Origin of the sequence: Lysobacter sp. 5GHs7-4, assembly GCF_021284765.1 — a bacterium.
In the GTDB taxonomy this organism is placed as follows: domain Bacteria; phylum Pseudomonadota; class Gammaproteobacteria; order Xanthomonadales; family Xanthomonadaceae; genus Lysobacter.
On the sequence record NZ_CP089924.1, the window covers coordinates 4462104 to 4474706 of the forward strand.

The 12603-nt window shown below is 69.5% G+C and carries 15 protein-coding genes; 3 read left to right on the forward strand and 12 right to left on the reverse strand.

The genetic code is table 11. The features are described 5' to 3' along the window. Window position 1: 1 nt before the first annotated feature. The 3 genes from mreD to LVB77_RS20180 form a co-directional block, all read right to left on the reverse strand. On the reverse strand, window positions 2-487 hold the full coding sequence (mreD, locus tag LVB77_RS20170; RefSeq protein WP_232907982.1) for a rod shape-determining protein MreD: 486 nt from the start codon (window positions 485-487) through the stop codon (window positions 2-4). Then, on the reverse strand, window positions 484-1497 hold the full coding sequence (mreC, locus tag LVB77_RS20175) for a rod shape-determining protein MreC (protein WP_343226212.1): 1014 nt from the start codon (window positions 1495-1497) through the stop codon (window positions 484-486). The genes mreD and mreC overlap by 4 nt, the downstream gene beginning before the upstream one ends. A gap of 245 nt (window positions 1498-1742) precedes the next feature. Next, a complete protein-coding gene (locus LVB77_RS20180) occupies window positions 1743-2789 on the reverse strand; it encodes a rod shape-determining protein (RefSeq protein ID WP_232907984.1) in 1047 nt (348 codons plus the stop codon). 336 nt (window positions 2790-3125) lie between these two features. Between LVB77_RS20180 and LVB77_RS20185 the strand changes: the two genes are divergently transcribed. Then, a complete protein-coding gene (locus tag LVB77_RS20185) occupies window positions 3126-4058 on the forward strand; it encodes a carbohydrate kinase family protein (protein ID WP_232907985.1) in 933 nt (310 codons plus the stop codon). Window positions 4059-4157: 99 nt separating this feature from the next. Here the strand turns inward: LVB77_RS20185 and LVB77_RS20190 are convergent, their stop codons facing one another. The 5 genes from LVB77_RS20190 to LVB77_RS20210 form a co-directional block, all read right to left on the reverse strand. Beyond that, window positions 4158-4637 (reverse strand): GNAT family N-acetyltransferase, encoded by a 480-nt coding sequence (locus tag LVB77_RS20190; RefSeq protein WP_232907986.1) that lies wholly within the window; start codon window positions 4635-4637, stop codon window positions 4158-4160. Then, the gene (locus LVB77_RS20195) at window positions 4634-5356 is read right to left on the reverse strand and encodes a glycoside hydrolase family 25 protein (RefSeq protein WP_232907987.1); all 723 of its coding nucleotides are present in this window, start codon (window positions 5354-5356) and stop codon (window positions 4634-4636) included. Before LVB77_RS20195 ends, LVB77_RS20190 begins: the two co-directional genes overlap by 4 nt. Beyond that, entirely contained in the window at window positions 5353-6078 is a 726-nt protein-coding gene (locus LVB77_RS20200; protein WP_232907988.1) for a hypothetical protein, read from the reverse strand. The genes LVB77_RS20195 and LVB77_RS20200 overlap by 4 nt, the downstream gene beginning before the upstream one ends. 64 nt (window positions 6079-6142) lie before the next feature. After that, window positions 6143-7111, reverse strand: a complete 969-nt coding sequence (locus tag LVB77_RS20205) for an alpha/beta hydrolase (protein ID WP_232907989.1) — start codon at window positions 7109-7111, stop codon at window positions 6143-6145. A 6-nt stretch (window positions 7112-7117) separates the two neighbouring features. Continuing rightward, complete coding sequence (locus tag LVB77_RS20210) at window positions 7118-9061, reverse strand: M1 family metallopeptidase (RefSeq protein ID WP_232907990.1); 1944 nt, start codon at window positions 9059-9061, stop codon at window positions 7118-7120. A 217-nt stretch (window positions 9062-9278) separates the two neighbouring features. Here LVB77_RS20210 and LVB77_RS20215 point away from each other — a divergent pair, with 217 nt between their 5' ends. Together LVB77_RS20215 and LVB77_RS20220 are read left to right on the forward strand one after the other, a co-directional pair. Continuing rightward, complete coding sequence (locus tag LVB77_RS20215; protein WP_232907991.1) at window positions 9279-10019, forward strand: 3-oxoacyl-ACP reductase family protein; 741 nt, start codon at window positions 9279-9281, stop codon at window positions 10017-10019. A gap of 25 nt (window positions 10020-10044) precedes the next feature. Further along, a complete protein-coding gene (locus LVB77_RS20220) occupies window positions 10045-10359 on the forward strand; it encodes a multidrug efflux SMR transporter (protein WP_232910377.1) in 315 nt (104 codons plus the stop codon). Between the two features lie 49 nt (window positions 10360-10408). On the opposite strand, the gene LVB77_RS20225 is transcribed toward LVB77_RS20220, so the two are convergent. The 4 genes from LVB77_RS20225 to ubiE all read right to left on the reverse strand — a co-directional run bounded on the left by LVB77_RS20225 (window position 10409) and on the right by ubiE (window position 12578). Further along, window positions 10409-10951 carry a DUF4189 domain-containing protein gene (locus LVB77_RS20225; RefSeq protein ID WP_232907992.1) on the reverse strand — a complete coding sequence of 181 codons (543 nt, stop codon included), beginning with the start codon at window positions 10949-10951 and terminating at the stop codon, window positions 10409-10411. A 165-nt stretch (window positions 10952-11116) separates the two neighbouring features. After that, the gene (locus LVB77_RS20230; RefSeq protein WP_232907993.1) at window positions 11117-11572 is read right to left on the reverse strand and encodes a GNAT family N-acetyltransferase; all 456 of its coding nucleotides are present in this window, start codon (window positions 11570-11572) and stop codon (window positions 11117-11119) included. A gap of 32 nt (window positions 11573-11604) precedes the next feature. Next, a complete protein-coding gene (locus tag LVB77_RS20235) occupies window positions 11605-11805 on the reverse strand; it encodes a hypothetical protein (RefSeq protein WP_232907994.1) in 201 nt (66 codons plus the stop codon). 11 nt (window positions 11806-11816) lie between these two features. Continuing rightward, window positions 11817-12578 (reverse strand): bifunctional demethylmenaquinone methyltransferase/2-methoxy-6-polyprenyl-1,4-benzoquinol methylase UbiE, encoded by a 762-nt coding sequence (gene ubiE / locus LVB77_RS20240; protein WP_232907995.1) that lies wholly within the window; start codon window positions 12576-12578, stop codon window positions 11817-11819. Window positions 12579-12603: the final 25 nt, after the last annotated feature.

Consider the following 12603-nt stretch of genomic DNA (forward strand, 5'->3'; position numbering starts at 1 on the left):
CTCAGCGCCTCCGCCAGGTGCCCAGGCGCAATGCGTCGAGCAGCAGGAAGATCAGCGGCCACAGCAGCAGGCCCGACAGCGGCGCCAGCCAGAACGTCGCCGGCAACGTCGGCTCGCCCAGCGCGACGTGGATCGCGGCGGTGACGATGCGGTCGTTGAGCATCAGGCCGCCGACCCACAGCGCCTGCTGCCACAGCGGGAAGAACCGCAGCCGCGCGCGGAAGCGCTGCAGGATGAAGGTCATCACCACCAGCCGCAGCGCCTGCTCGCCGAACAGGCCGCCGTACACCAGGTCGCCGAGCAGGCCGATGGCGAAGGCGAAGCCCAGGCCGGCGCGGTCGGGGTCCTCGATCACCCAGTAGGCCAGCACCAGCGCCAGCCAGTACGGGCGCAGCGGCTGCAGCAGCGTGGGCAGCGGCAGCAAACCCAGCAGCAGCGCGGCGATCAGGCTCACCGGCAACACCCAATGTTGGCGGGTGCGGGTCATCGGCGCGGCTCGCGGGCAGCTGGAGCGGTGGGCGGGGTCGCGCGCGCGGGCGCGGGCGATGTCGGCGGATTCGTGGCCGGCGCGGCGCCGGTGGTGGCGCCGGTGGTGGCGCTTGGGGTCGCAGCGGCGGCGCTCTGCGTCGCGCCAGCCGGCGCGGTGGCCGTCGGCGCGCCGGGTTCGCCCGGCGCCGGCGGCGTGGTGTCGAACTCCTCCGGATTCACCGGCGGCGGCATCGACAGCAGCACCAGCACTTCGCGGCCGCGGTCCAGCTGCGCGGCCGGCTTGACGTCGCCGATCAGGAAGGCGCGGCTGTCGTCGGGGCGCAGCGCGGCGATGGTGCCGACCGGGAACCCCGGCGGAAAACGCCCGCCCAGGCCCGAGGTCACCAGTTGGTCGCCGACCTTGACGTCGCTGGACAGCGGCACGCTGGCCAGGCGCAGGGTGTCGCTGCGGCCGTCGCCGTACACCACCAGGCGCACGCCGTTGCGCGCCACCGCCACCGGCACCGCGTGCGAGGGGTCGGTGATCAGCAGCACGCTGGCGTGCATCGGATTGACGCCGATGATCTGGCCGAGCAGGCCGCCGGAATCGATCACGCTCTGGCCGGTGCGCACGCGGTCGCGGCTGCCCGCGTCCAGGATCAGGCGCTGCCGGGTCGGGTCCAGGTCGATGTCGAGGATGGGCGCCAGCACCACGTCCAGATTGCCGCGCTCGGCCGCTTCCAGCAGGCCGCGCAGGCGCGCGTTGTCGGCGGCCAGGGTCTGCAGCCGCGCCATCCGCGCCTGGTTGACCAGCAATTCGTTGCGCAGGCGGCGGTTGTCTTCGGTGAGCTGGCCCAGGGTGCCGGCGTCGTCGTGGATGCGTTCGGCCACCCGTCCCGGCCAGCCGGCCACGGCCCACAGCGGCGCGACCGCCACGCCGACCTGGCGGCGCGCCTGGTTGAGCCAGCCGCCGCGGTGGTCGAGCACGATCAGCACCACCGCCAGCGCCAGATAGGCGAGCAGGCGCAAGGTCCCTGCGACATCCCCGATGCGGGCGGTGGTGGGAGGACCGGCGTAAGACGGCACGGGCGGTGTCTACGAGTCGAAAGAGGCGGACGGAAGAGGCCGCGAACGCGGCGCCTGCATCGGGACGGCGTCCTGCCGTCCCGGGCTGCGAGCGGCAGGCAGGCTGCCGGCTCGCGGATGGAACAAACACTGCGATGGCCGTCGCGCTGCTGACCCACCCGCTCCGACCAGCGCGGGCGCGCGTGACCTCATTCCGGCGCGAAGAACTCGTTGCCGTGCATGTCGACCAGCTCCAGCGCGCGGCCGCCGCCGCGGGCCACGCAGGTCAGCGGATCGTCGGCCACCTGCACGTGCAGGCCGGTTTCCTCGCTGATCAGACGGTCCAGGTCGCGCAGCAGCGCGCCGCCGCCGGTCAGCACGATGCCGCGCTCGGCGACGTCGGCGCACAGTTCCGGCGGGGTCTGCTCCAGCGCCAGCTTGATCGCCGAGACGATCCCGGCCAGCGGCTCGCGCAGCGCTTCCAGCACTTCGTTGGAATTGATCAGGATCATCTTCGGCACGCCCTCGGCGAGGTTGCGGCCGGAGACCTCGATCGAGGCCGCCTTCTGCTGCGGGTAGGCGCAGCCGATCTCGAGCTTGATGCGCTCGGCGGTGGCTTCGCCGATCAGGGTGCCGTAGGTGCGGCGCACGTAGTTGATGATGGACTCGTCGAAACGGTCGCCGCCGATCCGGACCGAGGCCGAATAGACGATGCCGTTGAGCGCGATCACCGCGACCTCGGTGGTGCCGCCGCCGACGTCGACCACCATCGAACCGCGCGCCTCGGTCACCGGCATGCCGGCACCGATCGCCGCGGCCATCGGTTCCTCGATCAGGTAGACCTCGCGCGCACCGGCCTCTTCGGCCGATTCCTTGATCGCGCGGCGCTCGACCTGGGTCGAGCCGCAGGGCACGCAGACCAGCACGCGCGGGCTCGGGCGCAGGAAGCGCGACTTGTGCACCTTGCGGATGAAGTGCTTGAGCATTTCTTCCGTGTAGGTGAAGTCGGCGATCACGCCGTCCTTCATCGGCCGGATCGTGGTGATGTGGCCCGGGGTGCGGCCCAGCATCTGCTTGGCCTCGCCGCCGACCGCAGCCACCGTACGGTTGCCGCCGATCAGGCGGTCCTGGCGCACCGCGACCACCGAAGGCTCGTTCAGGACTATCCCTTGTCCACGCACGTAAATGAGGGTGTTGGCCGTGCCCAGGTCGATGGACAGGTCATTGGAGAACATGCCGCGAAACTTCTTGAACATCGGGGGATAGGCCGTCAAAAGGGAGCCGCGTAGGGGTTCGCTAGCCTAACAACCGCCCCCCCTGCGAGCAAGGAAAAACAACGCTTTCCGACGCTTTTCGACGCCGGGGGTCATCCGCCGGGACGGTCCCGCCGCCGCCCCGGCCCGGGTCCGATCCGAAGCTGAATAGGGGGTGCCGCGACGACGGCCGCCGAATCCGGATTTGCGTCACAAACTGGCCGGACGGACGTACAGCGGCTACGCTAGCCGCCGGGCGGCATAGGGCCGCCGTTTTTTTGGCCGCCGCGCGCCTGTACGGCGCCGCATCGAGCGGCTCTCAACCTTGGGGTTTCAGCGATGTCTGCACTGATCTGCGGTTCTCTGGCTTACGACACCATCATGGTGTTTCCCGACCAGTTCAAGAACCACATCCTGCCGGACAAGGTCCACATCTTGAATGTGTCGTTCCTGGTGCCGCGCATGCGCCGCGAGTTCGGCGGCTGCGCCGGCAACATCGCTTACAACCTCAAGCTGCTCGGCGGCGATCCGATTCCGATGGCCACCGTCGGCCAGGACTTCGGCCCGTACCGCGAGTGGTTCGAGGAGCAGGCGATCCGTCTGGATCAGGTCAAGGTGATCGACGAGCTGTTCACCCCGCAGGCCTTCATCACCACCGATCACGACAACAACCAGATCACCGCCTTCCATCCGGGCGCGATGATGCGTTCGTACGAGAACCACGTGCGCGACGTCGCCGGCGTCACCTTCGGCATCGTCAGCCCCGACGGCCGCGAAGGCATGCTGCAGAACGCGACCGAATTCGCCGAAGCCAACATCCCCTTCATCTTCGATCCGGGCCAGGCGATGCCGCTGTTCAACGGCGAAGAGCTGCGCCACTTCATCGAGCAGGCCGACTACGTCACCGTCAACGATTACGAGTCCAATCTGCTGCAGGAGCGCACCGGCTGGAGCGAGAACGACATCGTCAAGCGCGTGAAGGCCTACATCACCACGCGCGGCCCGCACGGCTCGCAGATCCACACGCCGGAAAAGACCTACGACATCCCGCCGGCGCACGAGCGCCGCGTGACCGACCCGACCGGCTGCGGCGACGCGTTCCGCGCCGGCCTGATCTTCGGCATCGAGAAGGGCTACGACTGGCTGACCATCGGCCGCATGGGCAACCTGATGGGCGCGCTCAAGGTCGAGCACCCGGGCACGCAGAACCAGCGCTTCGACTACGAAGAGTTCGCCGAGCAGTTCCGCCAGCAGTTCGGCTACGCGTTGTAAGCGCGAGGCGCGGCGTTCGATACGAAAATCCCGGCCTCGCGCCGGGATTTTCTTTTGCACGGCCGGGGCGTCGCCTCGTCGCGACGGCGCGCGCAGCGATCAGTCGCGCAGGCGCTTGCGGAACACCGCAACCTCTTCGCCGCCTTGTCGCGCGGTTTGCAGATACTCCCAGCGCAGGCTATGCATCAGGCTGACGGCGGTCGCGGTGCCGGTGTACAGCGCGGCATCGCCGCGCCGGCGCGCCAGTTCCTCCAAGGCGACGATCAGTCGCGCGCCCACCCCGCGCCGGCGCCAGGCCGGCGCGACCAGCGCCGCCGCGGCCCAGGGCGTGTACTGCGCGCACTCGTCGATCGAGGCCGCCTTCAACGCCGCCACGCCGATCGCCGCGCCCTGATGCAGCGCCACCACGCCGATCGGCAGCGCATCGCGGCTGCGGAACGCGGCCAGATCGGCGGCCGCGTCGCCGGGGCCTTCGGCACCGTAGTAATCGGGCCATTCGCTTTCGAACAGGCGCCGCAAGTCGGCGGTCGCCGTCGGATGGTCGGCCAACAGCGCGACCTGGATCTCGTCGCCGCTCATGGCGCCGCCTCGCGCCATCGCGCGAATGCCGCGGCGTCGCCTTCGAACACGTTCAAGTCCACCGGTCCCGCGATGCCGCGCACGCGGCCGCGATTGTGGTACTGCCAGAACGCCCACGGCGTGCCCGCGTCGGGCAGGCGCACGATCGAGCGGCGCCACAGCGCATGCGGCGGCAGATCGCCGCGATGCGCGGCGAGAAACTCCGGCGTGACGTACAGCAACACGGGCTTGCCGTAGGCGGCCTCCACCGTCGTCAGATAGGCATCGAGTTCGCGACGCAATTCCGCGCCGCTGAGGCTGCGGCCGCAGTTGCCGCCGAACTCCAGATCCAGCGCCGGCGGCAGCGCGTCGGCATCGCGCGGCACGGCGTCGATGAAGTTGCGCGCCTGCTCGGCGCCCGGCTTGCACCAGGTGAAGAAGTGGTAGGCGCCGACCGCCAGCCCGGCCGCGCGCGCATCGCGCCGGTTCTGCGCGTAGCGGCGGTCGCGGTGGTCGCCGCCTTCGCTGGCCTTGAGGTAGGCGAAGGCGACATCGTCGGACGCCACCGCGCGCCAGTCGATCGCGCCCTGGTGGTGAGAGACGTCGATGCCGCGCACGGGATAGCGCGCGCGATCGGGCTGCCAATGCAGGAACCACAGCCAGCCCAGCGACGCGGCCAGCACCGCGGCCGCGGCCGCACCGACGCAGACGGCGGCGATGCGCCAGCCGCGCGCGCTCACTTCCAGCCCGGCAGCCGGCTGGCGTCCAGGCCGCCGACCTCGAACACCGCCGTGCGCGTGCCGCCGGCCTTGACCGGGAACTCGATCGCGATGGTCTTGGCGCCGCGCACGGTACGCCACAACATGCGCTCGTCCTCGATGAACATCGCCGTGGCCTCGTCGGTCTTGGGCCGGCTCGCGGCCACCGGCTTGGGCGCCGCGTCGTCGACCTTGAGCTTGACCTTGCAGCCGCCGTAGCAATCGAAGTCGCCGGCCTGCAGCACCAGGTAACTGCTGCGCCCCCAGGCGGGATGGTCGCGGAAGATCAGCCGCACCTCGTGCGCACCGCCGCCGTCGGTGTCGATATGGTCCTTGGCGTAGAGCGCGGCCGAGCGCTGCTCGCCGCCGGAGATCACCGGCTCGGTCTGGTACGACCACAGCGCGGCCAGACGGCGCGCCTCCAGCGCCTTCACCGCTTCGACCTTGGCGACCTCGTACTGCGCCTTGATGCGCGCCGCGGCCTTGCTGTTGGGGTACTGCGCGGTCAGCACGTCGCCGTGCGCGCGCGCGACGTCCCATTTGTTCAAGGCCACCGCCGCCTCGAAGGACTGGGCCATCGCCTCGGCGGCCTTCTCGTCCGCGGCGGCCTTGGCGGCGATCGCGACCTGCGGATCCTCGGCGGGTTTGCAGGCGCCCAGCGCGAGCGCGGCGGCGAGCAACAACATCGGCGTCCTGGAATTCATGCGGCAAGTCTCGATAGGGTTCGTGGTTCGTGGTTCGTGGTTCGTCGTTAAAATCGGAACGGCCTTACGGTGGCCCCGCCAGCGCCGCTACGGCTTGCGCGACCGCATCCGGACGCTCCATCAGCGACATATGACCGCAGCCGTCCAGCAGCACCCGCCGCGCCTGCGGCATGCGCGCGGCGTACAACGCCATCGCGCTGGCGTCGATCACCGCATCCTGCCGGCACCATAGCAGCAGCGCGGGCTGGCGGATGCGCTGCGCTTCCTCGCCGGGCAGGAAACGCTCGGGACCGCGGCCGATGCGGTTCAGCACCGCTTGCTCGAACGCGGCATCGCGCTTGCGGCGCGCGATGTAGATCGCATCGGCGGGCCAGGGAATCGTGGGCTTGGCGGCGGCGTCGAAGAACACCGTGTCCAGGTAGCGCTGCAAGCTGGCGCCGTCGTGCACCGCGAACGGATTGCGGCCGGCCAGCACCTCGATGCCGAAACGGTTGTCGCGAAAACGCACGCCGGCCGCGTCGAGCAGGCCCAGCCGGTCGACCTCGCGCGGATAGCGCGCCGCGGTCAGCGCGGCGATGCCGCCGCCCATGGAGTGCCCGATCAGCACCACCTCGCCGCCCTGCGGCCGCGCCACGCGTTCGATGAAACGCGCCAGTCGCGCGCTCTGGGCCACGAAGCCGTAATCGCCGCCGTCGCGGCGCTGGCTTTCGCCCCAGCCCGGCAGATCCGGGATCAGCAGCCGATAGCGGCCGCGCAGCCGCTGCGCGAGCGGGTACCAGTTTTCCTTGCTGCCGGTAAAGCCGTGCACCAGCACCAATGTGGGCGCGCCGGCCGGCGCTTCGTTGCTGTACGCGTAGACCCAACGATGCTCATCGAGCACCAGGCTGTCGCGCGAGAGGCCCGCGGCGATGCGCTGACGATGGAAGTCGGCCAGCACCAGACCGTAGGGATTGCGCCACAGCAGCACCGCGACCACCGCAAACGACGCGGCCGCCACGAGGGCGGCCGCGTAGAGGGCACGACGCCAGCGCATGGCGTCTTACTGGGCGGCCTGCGGCGCGGCCTTGGCCTTGGCGATCACCGCCGCGACCGAATCGGTCGTGATCGGGTGATAGCCCGGCTTGGCCTTGGCGAAGGTGTCCTCGGCCAGCTTCAGGCCGGCCGGCGTTTTCACCAGCTCGCTGTAGGTCGGCATGATCAGCTTGCGGCGGCCGATGCGCTGCAGGAACGCGGCGATCGCCTCGTTGGCCTGCGTGTAGCCGCTGCGCACGGTCAGCGGATACCAGCGCTGCGCGATCTCGCCGTTGGGCGTGCCGGTGATCTTGTAGGCGGCGTCCAGCGCCTTGAGCTGATCGACGCTGAGCGTGTCCGGCATGCCTTCGATGAAGTGCACCCATTCCTGGGTCGACCACTTCGCGGTCGCGGCCTTGTCCGGCAGAGTGCCCGCGTCGATCCAGGCCTTGCGCGCGGCGTCGATGGCGTCGAAGCGCGCCGACGGCGTCTGCGGCGCGTTGGCCGGCACGCCCGGCTCGTACAGCCAGGCGTCGAACTCGGCCTGGGTGACCTTGCCCGGGTACTTGTCGAGCAGGTTGGCCTTGGCGTAGTCGACGAACTGCTGGGTCGAGATGCTCTGGAACGCGAAGTGGTCGAAGTAACCGCGCAGGAAGGCGTCGAAATTCTCGCGGCCGAAACGCTGCTCCAGGAACTGCAGGAACCACGCGCCCTTCGTATAGACGGTGCCGGTGAGGTTGTCGTCCGGATCGGTCAGGTCGCCCGGCTTCACCGCCAGGCGCTGCAGCGCCTTGTTGTCCTCGGTGAACTCGGACTTGAGCTCGTTGCGGCCGATCAGGCTCTCCATGTCGGCGCGCTCCTTGCCGTACAGCACTTCGACGATGCGGTTCTCGACGTAGCTGGTGAAGCCTTCGTTGAGCCAGGCGTCGTTCGACGTGGAGAAGGTCACCAGGTTGCCGGACCAGCTGTGCGCGAGCTCATGCGCGATCAGCGACACCAGCGACTTGTCGCCGACGATCGCGGTCGGAGTGGCGAAGGTCAGGCGCGGATTCTCCATGCCGCCGTACGGGAACGACGGCGGCAGCACCAGGATGTCGTAACGGTCCCAGCGGTAGGGGCCGTACAGCTTCTCGGCGGTCTCCATCATCTTCTCGGTGTCGGAGAACTCGGCCACCGCCTTGGGCGCCATCGCCGGCTCCGCCCACACGCCGCTGCGCTGCGAGATCGGCTGGAACACCAGGTCGCCGGCCGCGATCGCGAGCAGGTAGGACGGGATCTTCTGCGGCATCTTGAATTCGTAGTCGCCGTCGCGCGCCGCCTTGGGATCGTTGTCGGCGCTCATCAGCACCATCGCGTCCTTGGGCGAGGTCACGTGCGCGGTGTAGGTGAAGCGCACGCTGGGCGTATCCTGCAACGGCACCCACGAACGCGCGTGGATCTGCTGCGACTGGCTGAACATGAAGGGCGTCTTCTTGCCCTCGGTCATCGCCGGGGTCAGCCACTGCAGGCCCGACGCGCTGGGCGAGGTCTTGTAGGTCACGCGGATGCGCGCGTTGCGCTCCGGCGTTTCGATGGTGAGCTTGCTGCCCAGCAGCTTGTCGGCCGGCGCCAGCGCGAACTTGAGATCGTTCCACTTGCCGTCGCTGCGCTCGCCGACGATCTTCTCGATGGTCAGATCGCGCGTGTCCAGCACCAGCTGGGTGGCGGTCTTGTCGACCCAGTTGAGGGTGTAGGTGGCCGAGCCGCTGAGCTGCTTCTGCTCGAAGTCGACCGCCAGCTGCAGGGCCAGATCGTCGATCCGGACCTTGCCGGGCTGGGCGTAGGAATGCTCGTCGACCGCGGCGGTCTGGGTCACGGCGGTCTCCGTCTTGGCGGCGGGAGTGGCGGCGCCGTCGGCGGACGGCGCGGTCTCGCGCGAGCAACCCAGGGCGAGCGCGGCGGCGAGGCAAACGGTAAGGATCGAATAACGCATGGAAGGCCCACGACTAGGGATCGAGCCTTCGAGTTTAGCGCCTGATCCGCGCCGGGGGCACCGCACAGCATGGCGGTTCGCCCGCCCGTGGTCAGCCCCGGCGCCGCAACGCTGATTTCCGGCCCGCGACGCTGCAACGATCCGTCCCGCGCGCCCGGCTGCGCCCGTGCGGACGGGCGCCTAGCATCGGCGGCCTCTCCCCTTTCGGAACGACACGATGACTTCCCTTGCAGGCAAAGTGGCCCTGGTCACCGGCGGCAGCCGCGGTATCGGCGCGGCCACCGCGCAACGCCTGGCGCGCGACGGCGCCGATGTGGTGCTGACCTACGCCGCCTCGCCGGACCGCGCGCAGGCGGTGGTCGCGGCGATCCAGGCCGGCGGACGGCGCGCGCTGGCGATCCAGGCCGACAGCGCCGACCCGGAGGCGGTGATCGCCGCGGTCGAGCGCACCGTGGCCGAGTTCGGCCGCCTCGACATCCTGGTCAACAACGCCGGCATCTTCATGTACGGGCCGTTCGAGGACGAATCGCGCGAAAGTTTCGAACGCGCGATCGCGATCAACGTGCAGGCGCCGTTCGTCGCCGCCCAGGCCGCGTCCAGGCACATGGGCGAAGGCGGCCGCATCATCACCATCGGCAGCTGCCTGGGCGAGCGCGTGGGCGCGCCGGGCATGACCCTGTACTCGCTGACCAAGTTCGCCACGGTCGGCCTGAGCAAGGGCCTGGCGCAGGACCTGGGCGCGCGCGGCATCACCGCCAACGTGGTCCAGCCGGGCCCGATCGACACCGAGATGAACCCCGCCGACGGCGAAGGCGCCGACGGCCAGCGCGCGGGCCTGCCGCTGGGACGCTACGGCGAAGCCGACGAGGTCGCCGACGCGGTGGCGTTCCTGGCCGGCCCGGGCGGACGCTTCATCACCGGCGCCGCGATCTCGGTCGACGGCGGCTTCTCGGCCTGAGCCGGCGATGACGCGCGCGGCGATGCTGGCCTGGGCGCTGCTGGTCGGCGCGGGCCTGCTGGAAATCGTCTGGGCGATCGCACTGAAGCAGAGCGAGGGTTTCGCGCGCCTGTGGCCCAGCGCGATCGGCCTGGGCGCCGCGATCGCCAGCTTCGCCTTGCTGGCGTTGGCGCTGAAGTGGTTGCCGGTGGGCACCGCCTACGCGGTCTGGGTCGGCATCGGCACGGTCGGCGTCGCGATCGCGGGCATCGTCGCTTTCGGCGAGCCCGCGAGCGCGGCGCGGCTGCTGTGCCTGGCGCTGATCGTGGGCGGCGTGATCGGGTTGAAGCTGGTGCACTGAGGCCGCGCGCGCGCATGCGCGGCGCTGATGCCGTCCCGCCGCGCGGCCCTCACCAGTCGTTCCATTGCTCCACGCAGTTGGCATAGGCCGGCTTGCACATCGGCGAGCCCTTCGATTTGCACTGCGCTTCGGCCTGGCGCTTCGCGTCGGCCACGTCCTTGCCGGTGCCGGCGTAAATCGCGATCCTGCTGCCGCCGGCATCGGCGCCCAGCACGGCCACCGCGCATTCGTTGACGAAGCTCAGCACGATCTTGCAGTCGGTGCCGCCGTTGGCCTTGCAACTGTTCAAAGCCGAGCGTTCGGCCTGACGCTTGCTGCCGAACAGATCCTGCTTGTCGCTGGCGCCCACCGCCACCGAGGTCTGCGCGAACGCGAGCGCGCCGTAGCCGTTGTAGACCTTGGGCCCGCGCGGCGTGCTGTCCACCGGCGGCCAGCCGCCGCCCGACGACCCTGGAACGCATTGGTTCGCGCCCGGAGTGCCGGTGGGCGTCGGATTCGGCCGCATGCCGTCCGGGCAGCCGTCCTCTGCGTACGCCGGGACGGCAGCGCCCAGCAGCAGAAACAGCGATAGCGATGCGGGCAGGAACTTCATGGCGACTCGACGTGGCAAACATGCGCTTCGATGCGATCGAGCCTATGGCAGCCAATCGCATCGCCGCCAGCGATGTGCGCTCACACGTGGGCGGTATGCGCCGACCCGGGCAGGGCGGGTGCGAAACCGCAGTCGGTGCGGATCGAGGCGGCCCGGTCGCGCCGCTCAGGCCGCGTGGACGCGCCGCAGGTAATAGGCGGTGGCGGCGTAAGCCTCGTTGCCGGCCAGTTGGCCTTCGACCTTGCGCACCACGCTGAAGCCTTCCGACAGATACAGCGCCAGCGCGGCGGCGTTGCCCGCCAGCACTTCGGTGTACAACTCGTCTTCGCTTGCGTCGATGACATGGCGCAGCAAAGCGCGGCCCGTGCCTTGTCGATAGGCCGACGGATCGCAGTACAGCCAGGTCAGCTCCTGTGGCGAGTAAGCGGCGAAGCCCAGCACGCGGCCGTCGACCTCTGCCACCACTACTTGGGCGTCGAACAGGCCCTCGGTGGCCGCGGCCTGCTCCAGGCTCAGAAACGCCTCCATCAAACCGCTCGCGCGCAACTCGTCGCGGCGCGCGGCGTCATGGATTTCGCACAGTCGTGGCCAATCCTGGTGGCGGTACTCGCGTATATGCATGTCGAATCAATCCCGCGGTGCCATGCACGCGGCTAGAAGATCACCCACAGCACGAAACCGATCGTCAGCCAGGCGGCGGTGGCCAACAGGCCGAGGAAATTCAAACCGCCGGCGCAGTCGCGGCAATAGCCCGAGCCGGAAACCGCGCCCAGCAGCAGTAAGGGCAGCCATAACCACCACTGCACCTCGCCGCCCTCGGCCTCGCGCTGTTCGCATCGGCGGCACAGCGCCATAGAGGCCCCGCTTAGACTTTATAACCGGTATGAATCGCGACGATGCCGGCCGACAGGTTCTTGTAATCGCAGCGCGCGAACCCCGCCTCGCCCATCATCCGCTTCAGCTCGTCCTGCGGCGGGTGCTTGCGAATGCTTTCGGCCAGGTACTGATAGCTGTCGCTGTCGTTGGCGAACAGCTTGCCCAGCTTGGGCAGGATGTTGAAGGAGTGGAAGTCGTAGATCGGCTTGAACCAGTCGGCCTTCACTTCCGAGAACTCCAGCACCCGCGCCTGGCCGCCCACCTTCAGCACGCGATGCATCTCGCGCAGCGCGGCGTCCTTGTCGGTGACGTTGCGCAGGCCGAAGGCGATGGTGACCAGGTCGAAGCTGGCGTCCGGGAACGGCAGCTTCTCGGCATTCATCTGCACGTACTCGAAGCCGCCGACCTTGCCCTGGTCGGTCATGCGGTCGCGGCCCACGCGCAGCATGTCGCCGTTGATGTCGCCCAGCACGATGCTGCCGTTGACGCCGACGCGGTCGCGCAGCAGCAGGGCGATGTCGCCGGTGCCGCCGGCCAGGTCGAGCACGCGGTCGCCGCGCTTAACCTGCGCGGTGGCGACGAAATAGCGCTTCCAGACCCGGTGCACGCCCAGGCTCATCAGGTCGTTCATCAGGTCGTACTTGCCGGCGACCGAGGAGAACACCTCGCCGACCAGCTTCTGCTTGTCGCCCGTGGGCACGTCGCGGAAACCGAAATGGGTGGTGCCGGGCTTTTGGGTCTGTTCGCTCATGGCGGCATTATCGCACGGCCGTCCG

Bases quoted from the DNA above. Each gene is read 5' to 3' on its own strand.
- LVB77_RS20180 (WP_232907984.1), bottom strand. From the start codon at position 2,789: ATGTTCAAGAAGTTTCGCGGCATGTTCTCCAATGACCTGTCCATCGAC.
- LVB77_RS20230 (WP_232907993.1), bottom strand. From the start codon at position 11,572: ATGCATATACGCGAGTACCGCCACCAGGATTGGCCACGACTGTGCGAA.
- LVB77_RS20190 (WP_232907986.1), bottom strand. From the start codon at position 4,637: ATGAGCGGCGACGAGATCCAGGTCGCGCTGTTGGCCGACCATCCGACG.
- LVB77_RS20235 (WP_232907994.1), bottom strand. From the start codon at position 11,805: ATGGCGCTGTGCCGCCGATGCGAACAGCGCGAGGCCGAGGGCGGCGAG.
- LVB77_RS20210 (WP_232907990.1), bottom strand. From the start codon at position 9,061: ATGCGTTATTCGATCCTTACCGTTTGCCTCGCCGCCGCGCTCGCCCTG.
- LVB77_RS20215 (WP_232907991.1), top strand. From the start codon at position 9,279: ATGACTTCCCTTGCAGGCAAAGTGGCCCTGGTCACCGGCGGCAGCCGC.
- LVB77_RS20200 (WP_232907988.1), bottom strand. From the start codon at position 6,078: ATGAATTCCAGGACGCCGATGTTGTTGCTCGCCGCCGCGCTCGCGCTG.
- LVB77_RS20185 (WP_232907985.1), top strand. From the start codon at position 3,126: ATGTCTGCACTGATCTGCGGTTCTCTGGCTTACGACACCATCATGGTG.
- ubiE (WP_232907995.1), bottom strand. From the start codon at position 12,578: ATGAGCGAACAGACCCAAAAGCCCGGCACCACCCATTTCGGTTTCCGC.
- LVB77_RS20225 (WP_232907992.1), bottom strand. From the start codon at position 10,951: ATGAAGTTCCTGCCCGCATCGCTATCGCTGTTTCTGCTGCTGGGCGCT.
- mreD (WP_232907982.1), bottom strand. From the start codon at position 487: ATGACCCGCACCCGCCAACATTGGGTGTTGCCGGTGAGCCTGATCGCC.
- LVB77_RS20205 (WP_232907989.1), bottom strand. From the start codon at position 7,111: ATGCGCTGGCGTCGTGCCCTCTACGCGGCCGCCCTCGTGGCGGCCGCG.